Origin of the sequence: Rhizobium sp. CCGE 510 (assembly GCF_000292525.1) — a bacterium.
Taxonomy (GTDB): domain Bacteria; phylum Pseudomonadota; class Alphaproteobacteria; order Rhizobiales; family Rhizobiaceae; genus Rhizobium.
The window spans coordinates 1-17084 of sequence record NZ_AEYF01000020.1 but is presented as its reverse complement, the minus strand read 5'-3'; the positions used below and the strand labels follow the sequence as shown (position 1 = coordinate 17084).

Here is a 17084-nt window from a genome sequence, read left to right as displayed (position 1 = left end):
CCCTTATGCTGGCGGCGCTTTGGTTGGCGTGACAGGCCCTGGCGAGCGTCCTGATATAACCTAAACCTGCCCCCATATTTTCCGCAATGGCGCTCCAAGGCATTCAGCCATCTTCCTATCCTGCTCCTCGGTGGTATCGCCGATGCCTGGATTGTGGGCCTCGAGAGCAAAGCGGCCGAACGCGGCGGGCCAGATATACCGCAAGTCGTTCAATGATACGGCGGCGCCGCAGCAAGGGGCCACGGTGTTGAGGTCTTTGAACCCATCGGTAGAAGCCGCCTCCATCGCATCGCCCCACCATCTTCGGCTGCACGCCACTCCAGACCAGTTTTCGCCGGGATCGTAGAACCTGATCTCATCCGCGAAGCTCGCTTTCACGTCGTCCGCCCCGGGGATGATTGTTTCCAGCAAGGAGACCGCCTTGGTGGCGGTTTCCGGGGAGGGTTGCCAAGACGGGTTGGCTGGGAGGTAGCGTAGGATGGTGTCGGACATTGTGGGTTTTTTTGCCGATGAACTGAGGTGTCGGGGATGGGGGTATGAATGCCGCTATCTCATGCGACGTTGACGAAGTCGATGAGCGTATCGTGGTAGGCGCCGATATGGGCGAGGCTGTTGGAGAGGATGGGCGTGAAGTCGCGCGGGGCGCGGGGCAAAAGGCGGCGAACCAGAGGGCGATAATTTCGGTGGCGGAGGGGAAAGCGGTCGATGCAGAGGTCTGGAATCTTCAGCAAACTGCAACCTAGACTGTATCGCTCGTCAATAAACCACACACTCGCCACCGGAATATTGAAAAGGTATAGTTTGTCGATAATTGCCTTGGGCAGAAAAACGAAAAGCAAAAATCCGAAAAATATGTAGACTTAGTTTCCGGACTTTACTGAAAACCTTTCGTTTAAGTCGTTTATAATCCGGTCGCTGACCTCGAAGGGGCCGCGTCTTTCAGTAGGCCTTTTACTTAGATTTTCTGCTGCTACATGCAGCTGCCTCTGAAGCCATTCACCATGTGAAGCAATGGCGTCGTTTGCATCCTTTACTTCATTGCTCTTTTTTGACAATGTCGCCTCCACCAAAGGTTGCTATGGACGCATTCATGATAGCTGCGAGTCGCGTATATCCCTAGCGGTTTATTCGCCGTTTGATTCACAATTTATCAATGCTTGTCGCTGCGGGGAATCGTATGGCTGACGCCAATAAACCGGAACTTTTTATTGGGCTTGTGGGTCCTATAGGCGTTGATCTGGATTATGTGCAGGCAGTCATCGTCAAAGAACTTAAGCACTTAGGATACATTTCAGTTCCACTCCGTATTACCGAGTTGATGGTTGCAATCAAAACTGATGTGACCATTGAGCAGAATTCATACAGCGCGAAGTATCACTCGCTTATCGCTTATGCTGATAAAGTCTGTGAAATCGCAGGTAGTTCAGCAGCGCTCGCAGCGCTTGCTGTCGCAAAGATTAGAGATGAACGAACCGGAATCACAGGAAGCGTTGAAAAACCGGCTTTGGGGCACGCCTATGTAATTCGCCAGTTTAAAAGGCCTGAGGAGATCGAGCTTATGCGAAAAACGTATGGACGCAAGTTCATACAGATTTCGGTTTCCGCCTCTGAAAAAGAGCGGAGGACAGATATTTCGAGTAAGATAAAGGATTTCGATGAAACGACTCGTGACAAGGATGAATGTGAGAAAGAGGCAATCGATCTCATAAAAAAGGATTTCGATGAAGGGACCGGTAGTTTTGGTCAGAAGATTTCAAATATATTCCATCTCGGTGACGTATTTATATATGGAATGAATAAGAGAAGTATCGAAGATACATTGCGCCGTTTCTTTGAAGCGCTGTTTGGGCATAACGGTCGTTCTCCAACAAAGATGGAGTACGGGATGTATACCGCTGCTGCGGCCTCGCTCCGCTCGATCGACCTCTCAAGACAGGTAGGTGCATCAATATTTACCGATGCTGGTGAAATCGTTGCTATGGGCTGCAATGAGGTGCCCAAAGCGTTTGGAGGAACATACTGGGCTGAAGATGGAGAAAGCGCGCAACGTGACTTTGAGCGTGGAAACGACGCCAATCAGTCGCGTAAGCTCCAGATACTTTACGATTTAGTTTCTCGAATGAGTAGTTCAGGTTTCTTGTCTGAAGAGCTTGCTGCCAAGAATAACGCAATAGATCAGTTGCGAACCATAATGGCAGACGAAAGCATTCGAGAGTCACAGATAATGGATATTATCGAGTTTGGCAGAATGATTCACGCAGAAATGTCTGCGATCACAGATGCTGCGAGACTAGGGAATTCGGTGAAAAGAGCAACCATGTATTGCACAACATTTCCATGTCACATGTGTGCAAAGCATATTGTGTCATCTGGAATCAAATCTCTAGTGTATCTTGAACCGTATCCCAAAAGTTACGCAGTGGAACTTAATGCTGATTCAATAACTTTCGACGACGATCTTGCGGATAAGAAGGTCTTGTTTAGGCCGTTCGTTGGCATTTCGCCTCGCCGCTACCGGGATATTTTTGAAAAACGCTCTCGCAAGATGAGCAGCGGTAAACGCAAAGAGTGGTATCATGGAGACCCTCTTCCTATGATTGAAGATAAAAGCGCTGCTTATATTGAGAATGAGGATTCGAGCATCATTTCGCAGCTGGTAACTTCTTCTCAAGCCAATTAAATCACCGCCCCGGCCGCCCAGTCTTCCCCTTCGTCCGCCCCTTGCGCTTCTGCTCGCCCGCATCCTCATAGCTCCCAACCCCCGTCTTCCCGCGCACGACCGGCCGCACATCATCGCGCTCCGGCTGGCCCTCCAGCAAAGGTGAAAACCGCTTCGTGCCCTTGGCGGCATCCGGCTTTTCCGGCACTTGCCCCGTGACTGGCTTTTCCGTCCTACCGACCGTCATTTCGTCGAGGTCGTTTTTGCGGAAGAGGGTCTTCCTAGCGGGTTCGGAGATGTCGCGGCCCATGTCGTCGAGATGGGGTTTGCGGAAGAGGGGGGTGGCGGTGTCGGTGCCTGGGCCCATGTCGTCGTTGGAGGGTTTCTGGAAGAGAGACTTGGAGGTTGTGGCGCCCCCCTCTGTCCTGCCGGACATCTCCCCCACAGGTGGGGAGATAGACTCGCGGCTGGCTTTTCCGTTCCTTTTGCCACATTCCATAGCCTTCGCTTCCTCGCGCGCCATCGGATCGTCCATGACCGCCAGCTCGGCGGCCTTGAGGCGTTTGATTTCGTCGCGGAGGCGGGCGGCTTTTTCGAAGTCGAGGTCGGCGGCGGCGTCGCGCATGCTCTTTTCGAGGGCGTTGAGATGGGTCTGCAGGTTGTTGCCGACGAGGTTGCCGCCATCGGCGAAGCCCTTGCCGGAGACGCCTGAGATATCGGCGCGGACGTGGTCGCGTTCGTAGACCGAGTCGAGGATGTCGGAGATCCTGGCTTTCACCGATTCCGGGGTGATGCCGTGCTCCTGGTTATAGATCATCTGCTTTTCGCGGCGGCGGCTGGTTTCCTCCATCGCCCGCTTCATCGAGCCGGTGATTTGGTCGGCATAGAGGATGACCTTGCCGTCGACGTTACGCGCGGCACGACCAATGGTCTGGATCAGCGATGTCTCGGAGCGCAGAAAACCTTCCTTGTCGGCGTCGAGGATGGCGACGAAACCGCATTCAGGAATGTCGAGGCCCTCGCGCAAAAGGTTGATGCCGACGAGCACGTCGAAGGCGCCGAGGCGCAGATCACGGAGGATCTCGATGCGCTCCAAGGTATCGATGTCGGAGTGCATGTAGCGGACGCGCACGCCCTGCTCATGCAAATATTCGGTGAGATCCTCGGCCATGCGCTTGGTCAGCACGGTGCAGAGGGTGCGGTAGCCCTTGGCCGATGTTTCGCGGATTTCTCCGAGCACGTCGTCAACCTGGCTGCGGGCCGAGCGGACCTCGACCGGCGGATCGATCAGGCCCGTGGGCCGGATCACCTGTTCGGCGAAGACGCCGCCTGACTGTTCCATCTCCCAGCCGCCGGGGGTGGCCGAAACGGCGATGGTGTCGGGGCGCATGGCGTCCCATTCCTCGAAGCGCAGCGGCCGGTTGTCCATGCAGGAGGGCAGGCGGAAGCCGTATTCGGCCAGCGTCGCCTTGCGCCGGAAGTCGCCTCGGTACATGCCGCCGATCTGCGGCACGGTGACATGGCTCTCGTCGATGAAGACGAGGGCGTTGTCGGGAATGTATTCGAACAGGGTCGGCGGCGGATCGCCGGGATCGCGGCCGGTGAGATAACGCGAATAGTTCTCGATGCCCTGGCAGGAGCCGGTGGCTTCGAGCATTTCGATATCGTAGCGGGTGCGCTGCTCCAGGCGCTGGGCTTCCAGCAGGCGACCGGCCTTTTCGAGCTCGGCGAGGCGAAGCCTGAGCTCCTCCTTGATCGACTTGATGGCGCCGTTCAGCGTCGGGCGTGGGGTGACATAGTGCGAATTGGCGTAGATCTTCACCGATTTCAGGTCGCCGACCTTCTGGCCGGTCAGCGGGTCGAACTCGGTGATGGCGTCGATCTCGTCGCCGAACATCGAGATGCGCCAGGCGGCATCCTCCAAGTGGGCGGGGAAGAGCTCGATCGTATCGCCACGCACCCGGAAGGAACCGCGGGTGAAATCCATGTCGCGGCGCTTGTATTGCTGGGCGACGAGATCGGCCAGCAACTGGCGCTGGTCGAGCCGGTCGCCGACCGACATCTGGAAGGTCATCGCCGTATAGGTCTCGACCGAGCCGATACCGTAAATGCAGGAGACCGAGGCGACGATGATGCAGTCGTCGCGCTCGAGCAGCGAGCGTGTCGCCGAGTGGCGCATGCGGTCGATCTGCTCGTTGATCGAGCTTTCCTTCTCGATATAGGTGTCGGAGCGCGGCACATAGGCTTCCGGCTGGTAATAATCATAGTAGGAAACGAAATATTCCACCGCATTGTCGGGGAAGAAGTTCTTGAATTCGGAATAGAGCTGGGCAGCCAGCGTCTTGTTCGGCGCCAGGATGACGGCCGGGCGCTGCGTCGCCTCGATCACCTTGGCCATGGTGAAGGTCTTGCCGGAGCCGGTGACGCCGAGCAGCACCTGGCTGCGGTCGCCATTCTCCAGCCCCTCGACGAGATCGCGGATGGCGGTGGGCTGGTCGCCGGCCGGCTCGTAGTCCGACCGCATCCGGATCGTAATGCCGCCTTCGGATTTGTCGGGCCGGGCAGGGCGGTGCGGCGTCCAGATCTTGCCGTTCTTGTGCAGCGGATTGCCGCTCTCGATCAACGCCGACAGCGCCTCCACCGTGGCGGTGACGGCGGTGCCGGCCTGCAGCGACGAGGCCTCCTCCAGCGTCGTATCCATGCCGGAGACCGGGTTGAGGCCGGCGGCGGCGCGCGTCTTCGGATCGGTGGAGCCGCCCATGGAGGTGCCGCGCGCCGATTTCGATGCGGCGATCTCGACCTTCTTCCGATGCTTGCCCGCCTTGGAGGCGATCTGGCGCTGGGTCTCGACGCCGGAAGCTTCGGCATCGGCCTCCAGCTGCTTCACCCAGTCGGCGACGGAGCCGGAGAGCGGCGCGCCCTCGAAGGACGATTGAGGGGCTTCCTCGAAGCCATTCGGGGCGGGGGATTTCTTCGGAGATTTGGCCATGGCGCGAATATGGAGAGAGTCAGCGCGAAAGGGAAGAGGGGAAGAGTACAAAAGGGAAACGAATGAATCGTTCGGGATGGCGAATAATTGATGGCGGTACCTGCTTCAAAGACCTGCAACCGGATTCTCTCAAATGAATAATAAAAGTCTGTGGTTGAAGGTCAGGCCATCTCCCGCATTGCGGGCGGCAATGTTACAGCTGCTGCGGGAATCGGGGACCATTCATGAACAAGATCATCATTGCATTTGCGGCGACGGCGGCACTCGCCGGCTGCGCCAAACGTCCTGACGCCATCGTGCAGGTCGATATTCCGATGGCGGCCTATACGAACCTCAGTTGCGAAGCGCTCGCCGTACAGCTCAAGAAAGAGAAGGCCAAGCTCGACGATCTGTCCAAGCAGCAGATCAGCGCAGCGAACGGCGATGCTTTCGGCGTCTTCCTCGTCGGCGTCCCGATCGGCAGTGTTGCCGGGGGAGACAAGGAAGGCGAAATTGCTGCATCAAAAGGCAAGGTTTCCGCTATGCAGTCCGCCGGTATGAGCAAGGGCTGCAAGCTGCCGAGTTAATGGCACGGCGCGCAGGATGGGGCCGCCAGGCCTGCGCATCCGCCTCGTCCTGAGGCCCCTGCGGGGCGCCTCAGGTGAGACTCTCTTGAGGTACGGCGCCGGCGTGGCTGCGTGTGATCATTTCGCTTTGAGCTTGGCCAGTTCGTATCCTGCCGCCTCGTGCTCAATGAAGGTGCTCGGGCAGGACAGCAAGGCGCCTCGGAACCGCCGGCGCGCTTCTTCCGTGGCGCCTGAAAACAGGTACCATTCGCCGCTGTAGAAGATCGCCTCGCAAATCTGGTTGCTGTCGGCGGCCTTGAACACCATCTCCACGGGCTTCAGTTCGCCGAGGAAAAGGCGGTAGATGGGATAGGGCCATGCAGTTTTATCAGCCGTGTCGGCGGCGGCTCTGAGATCGTCCAGCGCCTTCGGATCACCCACTCTGGTTTGAGCGAAATAGCGCCAGACGCGAGCATAGGGAGCCCTGGTTCCGTTCAGATTTGCCTCTGTATCAAATCCCGTTATCGCCTGCTGATACCTGCCGCCGAAATAGTTGGCGATCGGATCGGTGAGATAGAAGTGCCGCGCATTGATGATGGGCCACAGCGCTCCCGCCGCAATGATCACGAATGCGGCGCTAAAGGCGATCGCCACTCTGTCATAACGAGGTGTCGGACGCTCCCGCGGCCAGAAGGTCAACAGTAGAAGCGACAGTGCCGCGCCGGTCACGGCACCGCCGAAATGGCCGGCATAATCGATGGTTTGACCGTCTCTCGCAGAGTTGAAGATCGGCAACAGCGAGGGGACCAGAATCTGAATGGCTCCCATTTGCAGGGAGGATGCAATCGGCGTCGACCGGAAACGGATGCTCCCAACGATGACGGCCGCGAAAAGTCCGACGATGCCGCCGGAGGCGCCGACACCCACCGTGCTAGCGTCATTGAGCCAGACCGACGAGATAGACCCGCCAAGGGCGCTGGTCCTTCGGCTTCCGCGCCTCAGAGTGAGGCTCTCTCCGGCGTTGGCAGCTACCCCTCTTCGAGCGCTGGCGCTGCCACCGGCCTTGCAGTGGAACCGTGATCGGCCTTCCGCAGTTAGTTTCCTGTCCATTCAGATGCAGGTGCGACTGCCATTAGCGACCATTCCGCCTTCTGGGAAAACTCCATTTCCATCGACCTCGATACTGGTGAACGGCTGGTTCTCCGCTCACCGCAGGATGCGCTTTATGCACTTGTCTCCGACTGGCCGATCCATGACGGCGTTCATCAGCAGAGAGCCATCGATTTCTGCTGCGCCTGGCTTGCCGGGCGAATGCCGGCCGAGGCGGTGAGGCAGGCCTTTATCCTCGCAGCGCTGGAAGCAGGTGTGGCGATCGATGATCATGAGGACGATGCCGGCCATGCGGCTGACAGCCGGTAACGCCGACGATATTTGTTTCCATGTATTGCAAATATTATTCCCGCTGTGTTTGTGGGAATAGGCAGCGTCGATGCGCTCCGATTCTTTGGAGATTTTACTGAATGAGAATAAAAGTCTTTGTTTGCGCTGCTCTGTTAGCGCTCGCCGGCTGCAATGCTCCGGTGTCGCAATCCGTTGCAGATTCGCAGCGTCCGCCATCAAATGAAGTTCGGCAGAACTTCATCAATATTGTATTCAAGAGAACTTATAGACACGAAGCAGGAGAAGTCGTCTGGGCGCGCATTTCCAGTGTGGTTCTGCTCGACCCCGAAAAACAGATTTATGCTTATTGTGTAAGGATCGTGCCCAAGCACAGCTGGGGAGACTGGGCCTATCTCGGCATCTCCTTCACTGATGGCCAAATCCTCGGCGCGACGCCGAATGATAATCGCTGCAAAGACAAGCGGCTGCGTTACTACCCGTTTCCTGAGATGAACGGCATGAAGACTTGACGCAGGCGCGAAGGCTCGGGCCGCGTCGCCGCTCCAGGCTTTGGTGAGCGGCGGCGCGATTTTCCTCCAGCGTTGTGACGGCGCGGCCTCTCAACCTTCCTCATGCGGCGGTGCGCGGCCCGCAGGGCGGAGCCTCGAAGTACGGGCTGTGAGTTGCTGTTTGCAGCCACAGCCTTCTGAACAAGGCCGATCTATCGACCTTGATACGGGAGATTCAACTGAATGAAGATCAAATTCCTTGCTTGCGCTATCGCGCTGGCACTGGCCAGCTGCCAAACTCCGGCGCCGCAATCCGCTGCGGATTCCCAGCGTCCGGCCTCCAATGCGGTTCGACGCGAATACGTCGATGCTCTGCGGGGAACCATCAAACCGGGGAACTTCGTGAAGGCCGAGATTTCCAGCGTGGTTCTGCTTGATCCGGAAAAGCAGATCTATGCTTATTGCACGCGCACCACGGAGCGGAGCAACTCAAACTGGTCTTATATCGGCCTTACCTTGAAAAACAACATGATTGTGGGCCTGTCAAAAAATGCCCCTCGCTGCCATGACAAGCGGCTGCGTTACTATGATTTTCCTGAATTACGGAACATGAAGTACTGAGGCGGAGGCGGGCTTTTGCCAACCTCGCCGGTCCCTTCCGGATGCCGTCAGAAGCGGACCGCGCACCCCGCAGTCCGCGTTACGACGATGACCGGTGCCTCGGACACGCTCAACCCGCGAGGACCATTCTCACACCTTGCTCACGCGAACACGGCTTCCCTGGAATCATCCATTGTCGACGCCCTGCAGTACCATACGAGCACGACGACCGATCCAATGAGAGGTAATAGTGCAAGAAGCTGCCACCATCCGCTTCGGTTGATGTCGTGAAGGCGTCGGGCGGCCACGGCGATCCACGGAAGAAACGTGGCCAGTGACCAGATCCGGCTCAAGGTTTCGCTTCGATCCACGACAAGCAAAGCGATGGCGACGAGAAAGACGAAGAGTGAGGAATACCAGAATTCCGATCGGCTCGCTCTGCCGCTGAAGTTCACATAGTTCTTGAAATAGCTTCCAATCGCCTGGCCGAAACCCATGGCCTGCGGCCGGCCGCCGAAGCGGTTCGCCCCAACCAGCGGTTTTCTGAAGACGAAGAACAATGGCACGCCGAATAGAATTAAGACGATCAACCAGTGAAACAGAGAAAAACTGCCCATGAGAAACCCCAGCTGTTAAAACGGCTTAGAGATAAGCGATGTTTGTTTCCGGAGGATTAACCGGCTGGTAGACGAATATGTTTCGCAATCACAGCGTGAGAAACTGCGGCTGCCATGGTGGCGGCGGGATGATGCTTTGAGCAGGCCGCAATCGCCGTCGCTCAGTGCTTGACCAGCACACGTGCCTGCACCGGCTGCTCGATGCCCTTCAGGGCCAGCACGCGGGTTTCGGCGCCTGCCGTGAGGTCGGAAGCGTTCACCGCCGTTTCCACCGAGACCAGGATCTCGCCCGCCGCAGCCTGGGATTCCAGTCTGGCGGCCTGGTTGACGACGCCGCCGATGGCGGTGAAATCGCTGCGGAAGCTTGAGAATTCGCCGATCTGAACCTCGCCGCAATGGATGCCGACGCCGACGCCCAAGGTGCGGCCGGGCAATGTGTCGAGCACCAGGCCGTTCAGCGCCGCGGCGCAGTTTCGCTGGATCTCGAAGGCGGCCCGGATCGCCGCGGCGGCGTGATCCTTGCGGACGATTGGGAAATTGAAGATCGCCATCAGGCCGTCGCCCATCTGCTTGTTGACGATGCCGTCATGCGCCCAGATCGCCTGGGCGCAGCGATCCTGGAACAGGCTGACGATCTCGCTCAGCTGCACCGCCTCGATGCGCTCCGACAGATCCGTAAATCCCCTGATATCGGCAAACAAGATGGTGGCGTCGACGGTGATCTGGCGCTGCTTCTTGACATATTTGAAGGAGCGTTCGCAGATCGTGCAGATATCGGGGTTCATCTTGCTGCGGGTGATGCCCAAGGCGCGGAAAGGCAACGCGAGCGGGCCGCCGATCGGGATCGGCATATGCATCTGGTCCCAGCAGCCGCGGCAGATTCTGGCGTTGCCATGGCTGGCCTGCTCACTGGAAGAGGCTGTGGTCATATCGAACAATCCGTCCCTGATAGCCAAGACACAAGCTTCCGATACTCGACTGCTTTTGGCAACTCTGCTGATAGTCGAGGGCCGCGATGGCCTGACGTATTTCGGGTGGCGCCATTCCATCGGACCGATCGGCGGCAAATCGACTATTGCGTGGGTCCGACGAATAGCATCGCTAGGTGTCCCGTCACCGCCGCCGCGGCTCGATCGGCGCAACGGGAATACGGTCACACTTGTTACTCCCACTGTTCGATTTCCGATGCGAGACTATGTCCGAGTAATGCGCGATGAGCCGGGCTTCGAGGCGCGGGAATTCGCCCCAATGAGGAGATTGCGCCATGACTGCTTCAGCCGAGAACGGAAACAGAGGAGAGACCATGCAGAGACCGGCGGTCGTGCCGCTGGAGGCCTGGGAGGCGGCCCGCGCGCAGATGCTGGTAAAGGAAAAAGTCCAGACCCGTGCGCGCGACGCGCTCGCCGCCGAGCGCCGGCGCATGCCGTGGATGGCGGTCGAAAAGGCCTATGCGTTCGAGGGACCCGAGGGCAAGGTCAGCCTGCCCGAACTGTTTGAAGGCCGTCGCCAGTTGATCGTCTACCGCGCCTTCTACGAGCCAGGCGTCTTCGGCTGGCCCGAGCATGCCTGCCGCGGCTGCTCGATGGTGGCCGATCAAGTGGCCCACATCGCCCATCTCAACGCCCGCGATACGACGCTGGTCTTTGCCTCGCGCGCGCCGCAGGCCGATATCGCCCGGCTGAAAGCGCGGATGGGCTGGACGATGCCGTGGGTGACGATCACCGACAGTTTCGACAAGGATTTCGGCGTCGACGAATGGCACGGCACCAATGTGTTCTACCGCGACGGCGAGCGCATCTTCCGCACCTATTTCATCAACAACCGCGGCGATGAGCAGATGGGCGGCACCTGGAACTACCTCGATATTACGCCGCTCGGCCGCCAGGAAGTTTGGGAAGATTCGCCCGAGGGCTATCCTCAGACCCAGACCTACAAGTGGTGGAACTGGAACGACGCTTATGTGGCCGACGCCGAGCCCGACAAGAAGTGGGTCGAGGTTTCAGACGCCGGCGAGGCGGCGTTCCGGGCCGAGAGCGCAAACGAGAAATCGTGATGAGAGCGCTGCCGTAACGAGCCCGGTGCGGCCGGACCTTTTGCGCCATCGTCCTCGTAAAAAGAATTCAATGCAGAGTGGAAACATTTGGGATCGGCGGCGTTGTACCCGTTGCCGGTAATGTGCCCGAGCACCCGGCTTTGATGAGGAGGCTTAGCCATGAAGGTCATGATCGTAGAAGATGAGAATATTATTGCTTTGGAACTCGAACGCATTGTGCAAGAGGCAGGGCACCAGACTATCGGGCCGGTTTCGACGGTGGAGCAAGCTCTCGCCTATGCCCCGAAAAGCGATGTAGCCCTCGTCGATCTCAACCTCTCCGACGGGCTGAGCGGCGCGCAGCTTGCGCGCCGGCTGATCGACCGCTTCGGCGTGGATGTCATCTTCGTGACCGGCAGTCCGGAGAGTGTCGGCAACGGTATCGCTGGAGCGCTCGATGTGATCTCCAAGCCGTTTTCCGATGAGAGGATTGTCAGCGCGCTCTCGCGGGCGGAGGCGGCCCGGCGCAAAGATTTTGACAGCAGCAAAGCCGCGATCTGATAAGAAGCAGATTGACGTCGTGCACGTCGCTGGACCCTTCACGGGAGATCATCCGGATGAAGCACACACTCGTTGTCATTCTTTTCACCCTCACGGCCTGCGCCAGCGCGGAAGACCCGCAGCCTCTTTCGGGTAGCCTCACCTATGGCGGAAAGGTCATTCATTCACCCTATCGTCCGGGGACGGTGGTCAAAAATACCTTTCTCGGTCAATTCGGTTACCGTGTATTCGAGACCTATGTGGTTCAGCCGGATGGCACATTAAAGCTTACGTCCCAGAGCACAGGCCCGGACTTTCTCTGGCAGTGAGGGTGGCTCCGGCTCTCGTCGCGCCATCGCGCAGGAGGATCTTCTCGGCGAGTTTTCATCGTACCGTCCGGCACGATCTCCAGTGGCGTGCTTAGGTTCTTATCAATTCCGCGCAGCTTCGCTTTTCATCCCTGTCCATTTGAATGTTGCGCTGCGGTAAAAATCTCGTCTATACCACCGACATTCACCACGGACCCGGTGAGACCCCGGGTGGCTCTTCTGGCCGCCGATCCGCCAGACAACGCAAAACCTGCATGCAATCACGCGACCGCTCGGCAGGGCGTGTCGGGCCATGCTTTGCGAGACTCCATCCCATGCTACTTTCCTCCATCCGTCGCGATTGGTTCGCCAATCCCATGCGCGAAATGCTTGCCGGAGCGGTGGCGACCTTCGCGCTGATCCCCGAGGTCATCGCCTTTTCATTCGTGGCGGGTGTCGATCCCGAGGTCGGCCTGTTTGCCTCTTTCGTCATCGGCATCGTCATTGCGTTCACCGGCGGACGACCGGCGATGATTTCGGCGGCGGCCGGGTCGGTCGCGCTGGTCGCGGCACCGCTGGTGCACGCCCATGGACTGCCATATCTTTTTGCCGCCGGGCTGCTGGCGGGGCTGTTGCAGATCGTGTTCGGCCTGCTGCGGCTCGGCGTGCTGATGCGCTTCGTCTCGAAATCCGTGCGCACCGGCTTCGTCAATGCACTTGCCATCCTGATCTTTGCCGCGCAGATGCCGCACATCATCGGTGCCGGCTGGACGGAATACGCGGTGCTGGGTGCCGGGCTTGCGATCATCTATCTGACGCCGCAGATCACGACCGCGATCCCGTCGCCGTTGATCTGCGTTCTGATCCTGACTGTCGCCTCGATCGGGTTCGGGCTTCCCGTTCTCACCGTCGCCGATCTCGGCAAACTGCCGGATTCGCTTCCGCTGTTCGGCTGGCCGGCAGTGCCGCTGACGCTGGAAACCCTCCGGATCATCGCCGGACCCGCACTTGCCATCGCCATGGTCGGGCTGCTGGAGTCGATGATGACCGCGAGCGTCGTTGACGATCTCACGGATACCCCGAGTTCGAAGAACCGCGAATGCACCGGTCTCGGCCTTGCCAATGCAGCCGCGAGCCTGTTCGGCGGCATTGCCGGCTGCGGCATGATCGGGCAGACGGTGAGCAACGTGAAATATGGCGGGCGCGGCCGGCTCTCGACGCTGTTTGCCGGCGCGTTTCTGCTGATCCTGATGGTGCTGCTGAAGCCGTGGGTCTCCGAAGTTCCCGTCGCCGCGCTGGTGGCGATCATGGTCATGGTCTCGATCGACACGTTTGACTGGTCGTCGCTCAGAGCGGTCGTCGTCCACCCCCGCATGTCGAGCGCCGTCATGGTGGCGACCGTGGTCGTCACCGTCTTCACTGCCAACCTAGCGCTCGGGGTGACGGTCGGGGTGCTGCTCAGCGGCGTGTTCTTCACCTTCAAGGTCGCCCGCCTGTTGCGCATCGAGGTGGCGTCCGATCAAGCCGCCGGGCGGCGCGCGTATCGCGTGTCAGGCCAGGTGTTCTTTGCCTCTGCCGATGTCTTCGTCGAGGCCTTCGACGTTCAGGACGCGACCGGCAGGGCGGTGCTGATCGACGTCTCCGAGGCGCATTTCTGGGATATCACCGCCGTCGCCGCGCTCGACAAGGTCGTGCAGCGCTTCAAGGCACATGGCATCGCCGTGGAAGTCGCCGGCCTCAATCAGGCGAGTGCGACCTTGATCGAAAGCCTCGATGGCAAGGTGGTGCTGAAGGAAGTGTAGCGGGGCTACCGCTATATGATGGCGAAGTCGTCGCTGCCATCGGCTCCCGCGTTCAACCGTCTGGCGGCGAGTTCGATAAAGGTCTTGACCAGAGGCGGCAGGTGCCGGCTGCTCGGATAGACGACGTGCAAGCCGCCGACCGGGGTCGTGTAACCGTCGAGAACGCGGCACAGCCGTCCATCCCTGATGAAGGCATTGGCGACCCCATGGGGCAGTCGAGCGATGCCGTAACCGGCGATCGCTGCGGCCATGACCGCCTGCATTTCATTGGCGGCAAAGCGCCCCGAGACAGGAACAGTTTCCTGTCCGTGCGGGCCTTCAAGCAGCCATTGCGCATGGGTGGAGTGGCCGGCGACAACGCAGTCGTGGCGGACGAGATCTGCCGGGCGATCGGGCGCGCCGCACCGGGCGAGATAGTCGGGGCTCGCGCAGAGCAAGCGATGGGTAGAGCCGAGCTTGCGGGCGATCAGCGTCGAATCCTCCAGAATGCCGGTGCGGAAGGCGAGGTCTATGCCGTTTTCGACGAGGTTCAGCCTGTCGTCGGTCAGGCGCAACTCGACCCTCGACTTCGGGTAGGTCGCCAAAAGATCGAAGATCGCATCCTGCAGGAAGTGGCCGCCGAAGCCGACCGGCGCCGATATGCGGATCGTGCCGGCGGGCTCCGTCCTTGCCTCCGCAAGACGCAGGTTGGCGCCTTCGATGGTGCGGAGCGCCTGGCTGCTTTCCTCGTAATAGAGGCGGCCGGCATCCGTCGGGTTGAGGCTGCGGGTCGTGCGCTGCAGCAGGCGCACGCCGAGTTCGTGCTCGAGAGCGGCAATACGGCGGCTGACCGTCGTCTTCGGCATGCCGAGCAGGCGCGCCGCGGCGGTGAAGCTGCCGGCTTCAATGACGCGGGCGAAAATCATGATATCGTTGAGATCGAGCATTGTATCTTCAGATGGTACGATGTTTCTCAACTATAGGCTATTATGGTTCAATGCGACAGGCCTTAACTTTGCTCTATCGTTCACACCAAGGAGCAGACAGATGGGTAACACACGAAGCGTTCTGGTGACGGGCGCCACCGGCCAGCAGGGCGGCGCGGTCGTGCACGCGCTTCTCGCGCGGGGACACCGCGTCAAGGCGATCTCACGCAAACCGGACGGCGACGGCGCAATGCGGTTGGCCGCGGCAGGGGTCGAGGTTGTCGCCGGCGATCTCAACGATGGCGCATCCGTGGCGAGGGCGGCTGAGGGCGTCGACACGATGTTCCTGATGGGCAACAGCTACGAGAATGGGCCGGAGGCGGAAACGCGCCAGGGCATCACCGTCGCCAATGCGGCGAAGGCCGCCGGCGTCGGTCACCTGATCTATTCCTCCGTTGGCGATGCCGACAAGAAGACCGGCATTCCGCATTTCGACAGCAAGTATCTCGTCGAGAAGCACGTCGCGGGCCTCGGCATTCCCTATACGGTCAGTGCGCCCGTCGCCTTCATGGAAAACACGGTGGCGCCCTGGGCGATCGATGGACTCCGACAGGGCGTCTATGCGGCAGCGTTGCCGCCCGCCCGCGTGCTGCAACAGATCACCATCAAGGATATCGGGGCGTTCGTCGTGGCTTTGGCCGAGCGACGCGAACAGGTGTTCGGCAAGCATTTCGATATTGCCGGCGACGAATTGTCTGGCGAGCAGCAGTCGAAGATCCTGTCCGAGGCGCTCGAGCGGCCGATACGCTACCAGGAACTGCCGATCGCCGCGATGCGGCAGCAGAGCGAGGACGCGGCGCTGATGTTCGAATGGTTCGACCGTACCGGCTACGACGTCGACATCGCTGCCCTGCGCCGCGATTTTCCCGATGTCGGCTGGCACAGCTATGCCGACTGGGCGCGCGGCGTCGACTGGAGTGTTCTCGCCAAGGCGTCTGCCTGATACACTCTCCGTCGTCCCCGGTCTGAGCCGGGGACGACGGAGAGCAGCGCGGCTAAGCGGAAGGCGATGGCCCGCCGCGGCTCGATAGCGATAGACCATCGTCCTTGGAGGGGAAACTTCAATGCCATCGAGTTTCAACGTCGAAAGTGCGGATGGTTATGAGCGTCTGATGGGGCGCTGGAGCAAAAGGCTGGCGCCGCTGCTGATCGATTTCGCCGGTCTCGCGGATGGAGATCGTGTCCTCGATGTCGGCTGCGGCACCGGCAGCCTGGCCTTTACACTGGCGGAAAAGCCGGGCCTGAAGGAGATCGCCGCCATCGACTATTCGCCGGTTTTCGTCGAGGCGGCGACACGGCGCAACACCGATCCGCGGATCACGATCCGTCAGGCGGACGCTTGCGCGCTTCCCTTCAACGATAACCGCTTCGACCGAGCGATGTCGCTGCTCGTGCTGCATTTTGTGCCGGAGGCGGGAAAGGCTGTTTCGGAAATGGCGCGTGTCGTGCGCCCGGGCGGTGTGGTTGCCGCCGCCGTCTGGGACCATTACGGCGGGATGTCCGGCATGCGGATGATGTGGGACACGGCTGTCATGCTCGACGAGGATGCGCTGCCGCTGCGTCGCCGATATTGTTTTCAGCCGATGATGCGGCCCGGTGAGATGAAGGAAAGTTTCCTCAGCCAGGGCCTTGTCGACGTCGAGGAGACGTCGCTGCTGATCCGGATGGAATATCGCTCCTTTGAGGACTATTGGGGGCCGATCGCCGCAGGCGAGGGGCCGCTCGGCAAGTATGTCTGGGGGCTCGAGTCAGCGAAGCGAAAGGCGCTCGGCGTTGCCATGAGAGCCGCATATGAAGCCGGCGAGCCGGATGGGCCGCGGTCGTTTGCGTCGGTGGCGTTGGCGTGCCGGGGTAGGGTGGCGGTCGACTCCTAAGAGAGCCTCATCCTGACGCGCGCCCGAAGGGGCCTTGAAGGACGAGGCGGGTGCGCCGGCGTTAGAGACAACGCATGCACGAAACGGCGTTGCGGCGTGTCCTTCGAGGCTTCGCCCTCTGGGCTGCGCGGCTCAGGATGAGGGATGTTCGAGGGCGCCGCACCCAATGATAGGCGCTCGAGGTGGCACGCCTTCAATGGTGGCGTTGGAGGATGAAAGGTTCCGTCCTAGCCACGGCGCGCTCGCGCTCAAAAGCGTCTCATG

General features: G+C 59.8%; 17 protein-coding genes, 1 pseudogene and 1 other annotated feature. Of the genes and pseudogenes, 11 read left to right on the top strand and 7 right to left on the bottom strand.

Annotated features, from left to right (window positions below; genetic code table 11):
• Positions 1 to 60: 60 nt before the first annotated feature.
• Both RCCGE510_RS10715 and RCCGE510_RS35530 read right to left on the bottom strand, forming a co-directional pair.
• On the bottom strand, positions 61 to 492 hold the full coding sequence (locus RCCGE510_RS10715) for a hypothetical protein (protein ID WP_007629796.1): 432 nt from the start codon (positions 490 to 492) through the stop codon (positions 61 to 63).
• A gap of 62 nt (positions 493 to 554) precedes the next feature.
• Positions 555 to 679, bottom strand: a pseudogene (locus RCCGE510_RS35530) (GNAT family N-acetyltransferase); the annotation flags it as partial.
• Positions 680 to 1177: 498 nt separating this feature from the next.
• Between RCCGE510_RS35530 and RCCGE510_RS10705 the strand changes: the two are divergent.
• Complete coding sequence (locus tag RCCGE510_RS10705; RefSeq protein WP_007629793.1) at positions 1178 to 2680, top strand: anti-phage dCTP deaminase; 1503 nt, start codon at positions 1178 to 1180, stop codon at positions 2678 to 2680.
• A gap of 1 nt (position 2681) precedes the next feature.
• On the opposite strand, the gene uvrB is transcribed toward RCCGE510_RS10705, so the two are convergent.
• On the bottom strand, positions 2682 to 5648 hold the full coding sequence (gene uvrB, locus RCCGE510_RS10700) for an excinuclease ABC subunit UvrB (protein ID WP_007629792.1): 2967 nt from the start codon (positions 5646 to 5648) through the stop codon (positions 2682 to 2684).
• A gap of 224 nt (positions 5649 to 5872) precedes the next feature.
• Between uvrB and RCCGE510_RS10695 the strand changes: the two genes are divergently transcribed.
• The gene (locus RCCGE510_RS10695; protein WP_007629791.1) at positions 5873 to 6214 is read left to right on the top strand and encodes a lipoprotein; all 342 of its coding nucleotides are present in this window, start codon (positions 5873 to 5875) and stop codon (positions 6212 to 6214) included.
• A gap of 117 nt (positions 6215 to 6331) precedes the next feature.
• On the opposite strand, the gene RCCGE510_RS35960 is transcribed toward RCCGE510_RS10695, so the two are convergent.
• Complete coding sequence (locus tag RCCGE510_RS35960) at positions 6332 to 7303, bottom strand: rhomboid family intramembrane serine protease (RefSeq protein ID WP_276310632.1); 972 nt, start codon at positions 7301 to 7303, stop codon at positions 6332 to 6334.
• 21 nt (positions 7304 to 7324) lie between these two features.
• On the opposite strand from RCCGE510_RS35960, the gene RCCGE510_RS33290 reads away from it, so the two are divergent.
• The 3 genes from RCCGE510_RS33290 to RCCGE510_RS10675 all read left to right on the top strand — a co-directional run bounded on the left by RCCGE510_RS33290 (position 7325) and on the right by RCCGE510_RS10675 (position 8703).
• The gene (locus RCCGE510_RS33290; protein WP_081525701.1) at positions 7325 to 7612 is read left to right on the top strand and encodes a DUF982 domain-containing protein; all 288 of its coding nucleotides are present in this window, start codon (positions 7325 to 7327) and stop codon (positions 7610 to 7612) included.
• Positions 7613 to 7713: 101 nt separating this feature from the next.
• Positions 7714 to 8103: a hypothetical protein gene (locus tag RCCGE510_RS10680; RefSeq protein ID WP_007629788.1), complete on the top strand. Its 390-nt coding sequence runs from the start codon at positions 7714 to 7716 to the stop codon at positions 8101 to 8103.
• 222 nt (positions 8104 to 8325) lie between these two features.
• Positions 8326 to 8703: a hypothetical protein gene (locus RCCGE510_RS10675; protein WP_007629787.1), complete on the top strand. Its 378-nt coding sequence runs from the start codon at positions 8326 to 8328 to the stop codon at positions 8701 to 8703.
• A gap of 140 nt (positions 8704 to 8843) precedes the next feature.
• Here the strand turns inward: RCCGE510_RS10675 and RCCGE510_RS10670 are convergent, their stop codons facing one another.
• Together RCCGE510_RS10670 and RCCGE510_RS10665 are read right to left on the bottom strand one after the other, a co-directional pair.
• Entirely contained in the window at positions 8844 to 9299 is a 456-nt protein-coding gene (locus RCCGE510_RS10670) for a DUF805 domain-containing protein (RefSeq protein WP_007629785.1), read from the bottom strand.
• Between the two features lie 161 nt (positions 9300 to 9460).
• Positions 9461 to 10228, bottom strand: coding sequence for an adenylate/guanylate cyclase domain-containing protein (locus RCCGE510_RS10665; RefSeq protein ID WP_007629783.1), 768 nt, complete (start codon positions 10226 to 10228; stop codon positions 9461 to 9463).
• A 335-nt stretch (positions 10229 to 10563) separates the two neighbouring features.
• Between RCCGE510_RS10665 and RCCGE510_RS10660 the strand changes: the two genes are divergently transcribed.
• From RCCGE510_RS10660 to RCCGE510_RS10645, 4 genes are all read left to right on the top strand, one after another.
• On the top strand, positions 10564 to 11352 hold the full coding sequence (locus RCCGE510_RS10660) for a DUF899 family protein (RefSeq protein WP_037078295.1): 789 nt from the start codon (positions 10564 to 10566) through the stop codon (positions 11350 to 11352).
• Positions 11353 to 11511: 159 nt separating this feature from the next.
• A complete protein-coding gene (locus RCCGE510_RS10655) occupies positions 11512 to 11892 on the top strand; it encodes a response regulator (RefSeq protein ID WP_007629779.1) in 381 nt (126 codons plus the stop codon).
• Positions 11893 to 11948: 56 nt separating this feature from the next.
• Positions 11949 to 12200: a hypothetical protein gene (locus RCCGE510_RS10650; protein ID WP_007629777.1), complete on the top strand. Its 252-nt coding sequence runs from the start codon at positions 11949 to 11951 to the stop codon at positions 12198 to 12200.
• 188 nt (positions 12201 to 12388) lie between these two features.
• Positions 12389 to 12444, top strand: a sequence feature (sul1 is cis-regulatory element that is thought to sense ions involved in sulfur or methionine metabolism; They are found in Alphaproteobacteria).
• A gap of 70 nt (positions 12445 to 12514) precedes the next feature.
• Positions 12515 to 13981: a SulP family inorganic anion transporter gene (locus RCCGE510_RS10645; protein ID WP_007629775.1), complete on the top strand. Its 1467-nt coding sequence runs from the start codon at positions 12515 to 12517 to the stop codon at positions 13979 to 13981.
• Between the two features lie 11 nt (positions 13982 to 13992).
• Here RCCGE510_RS10645 and RCCGE510_RS10640 read toward each other — a convergent pair whose 3' ends face one another.
• Positions 13993 to 14907 (bottom strand): LysR family transcriptional regulator, encoded by a 915-nt coding sequence (locus RCCGE510_RS10640; protein ID WP_007629773.1) that lies wholly within the window; start codon positions 14905 to 14907, stop codon positions 13993 to 13995.
• A gap of 100 nt (positions 14908 to 15007) precedes the next feature.
• Here RCCGE510_RS10640 and RCCGE510_RS10635 point away from each other — a divergent pair, with 100 nt between their 5' ends.
• Both RCCGE510_RS10635 and RCCGE510_RS10630 read left to right on the top strand, forming a co-directional pair.
• Positions 15008 to 15889 carry an NmrA/HSCARG family protein gene (locus RCCGE510_RS10635; protein WP_007629769.1) on the top strand — a complete coding sequence of 294 codons (882 nt, stop codon included), beginning with the start codon at positions 15008 to 15010 and terminating at the stop codon, positions 15887 to 15889.
• A gap of 121 nt (positions 15890 to 16010) precedes the next feature.
• Positions 16011 to 16820: a class I SAM-dependent methyltransferase gene (locus tag RCCGE510_RS10630; RefSeq protein WP_007629766.1), complete on the top strand. Its 810-nt coding sequence runs from the start codon at positions 16011 to 16013 to the stop codon at positions 16818 to 16820.
• The last annotated feature ends 264 nt before the right edge of the window (positions 16821 to 17084 follow it).

Bases quoted from the DNA above. Each gene is read 5' to 3' on its own strand.
- RCCGE510_RS10640 (WP_007629773.1), bottom strand. From the start codon at position 14,907: ATGCTCGATCTCAACGATATCATGATTTTCGCCCGCGTCATTGAAGCC.
- RCCGE510_RS10715 (WP_007629796.1), bottom strand. From the start codon at position 492: ATGTCCGACACCATCCTACGCTACCTCCCAGCCAACCCGTCTTGGCAA.
- RCCGE510_RS10635 (WP_007629769.1), top strand. From the start codon at position 15,008: ATGGGTAACACACGAAGCGTTCTGGTGACGGGCGCCACCGGCCAGCAG.
- RCCGE510_RS10655 (WP_007629779.1), top strand. From the start codon at position 11,512: ATGAAGGTCATGATCGTAGAAGATGAGAATATTATTGCTTTGGAACTC.
- RCCGE510_RS10695 (WP_007629791.1), top strand. From the start codon at position 5,873: ATGAACAAGATCATCATTGCATTTGCGGCGACGGCGGCACTCGCCGGC.
- RCCGE510_RS10650 (WP_007629777.1), top strand. From the start codon at position 11,949: ATGAAGCACACACTCGTTGTCATTCTTTTCACCCTCACGGCCTGCGCC.
- RCCGE510_RS35960 (WP_276310632.1), bottom strand. From the start codon at position 7,303: ATGGACAGGAAACTAACTGCGGAAGGCCGATCACGGTTCCACTGCAAG.
- uvrB (WP_007629792.1), bottom strand. From the start codon at position 5,648: ATGGCCAAATCTCCGAAGAAATCCCCCGCCCCGAATGGCTTCGAGGAA.
- RCCGE510_RS10675 (WP_007629787.1), top strand. From the start codon at position 8,326: ATGAAGATCAAATTCCTTGCTTGCGCTATCGCGCTGGCACTGGCCAGC.
- RCCGE510_RS10665 (WP_007629783.1), bottom strand. From the start codon at position 10,228: ATGACCACAGCCTCTTCCAGTGAGCAGGCCAGCCATGGCAACGCCAGA.
- RCCGE510_RS10660 (WP_037078295.1), top strand. From the start codon at position 10,564: ATGACTGCTTCAGCCGAGAACGGAAACAGAGGAGAGACCATGCAGAGA.
- RCCGE510_RS10705 (WP_007629793.1), top strand. From the start codon at position 1,178: ATGGCTGACGCCAATAAACCGGAACTTTTTATTGGGCTTGTGGGTCCT.
- RCCGE510_RS10670 (WP_007629785.1), bottom strand. From the start codon at position 9,299: ATGGGCAGTTTTTCTCTGTTTCACTGGTTGATCGTCTTAATTCTATTC.
- RCCGE510_RS10645 (WP_007629775.1), top strand. From the start codon at position 12,515: ATGCTACTTTCCTCCATCCGTCGCGATTGGTTCGCCAATCCCATGCGC.
- RCCGE510_RS10630 (WP_007629766.1), top strand. From the start codon at position 16,011: ATGCCATCGAGTTTCAACGTCGAAAGTGCGGATGGTTATGAGCGTCTG.
- RCCGE510_RS10680 (WP_007629788.1), top strand. From the start codon at position 7,714: ATGAGAATAAAAGTCTTTGTTTGCGCTGCTCTGTTAGCGCTCGCCGGC.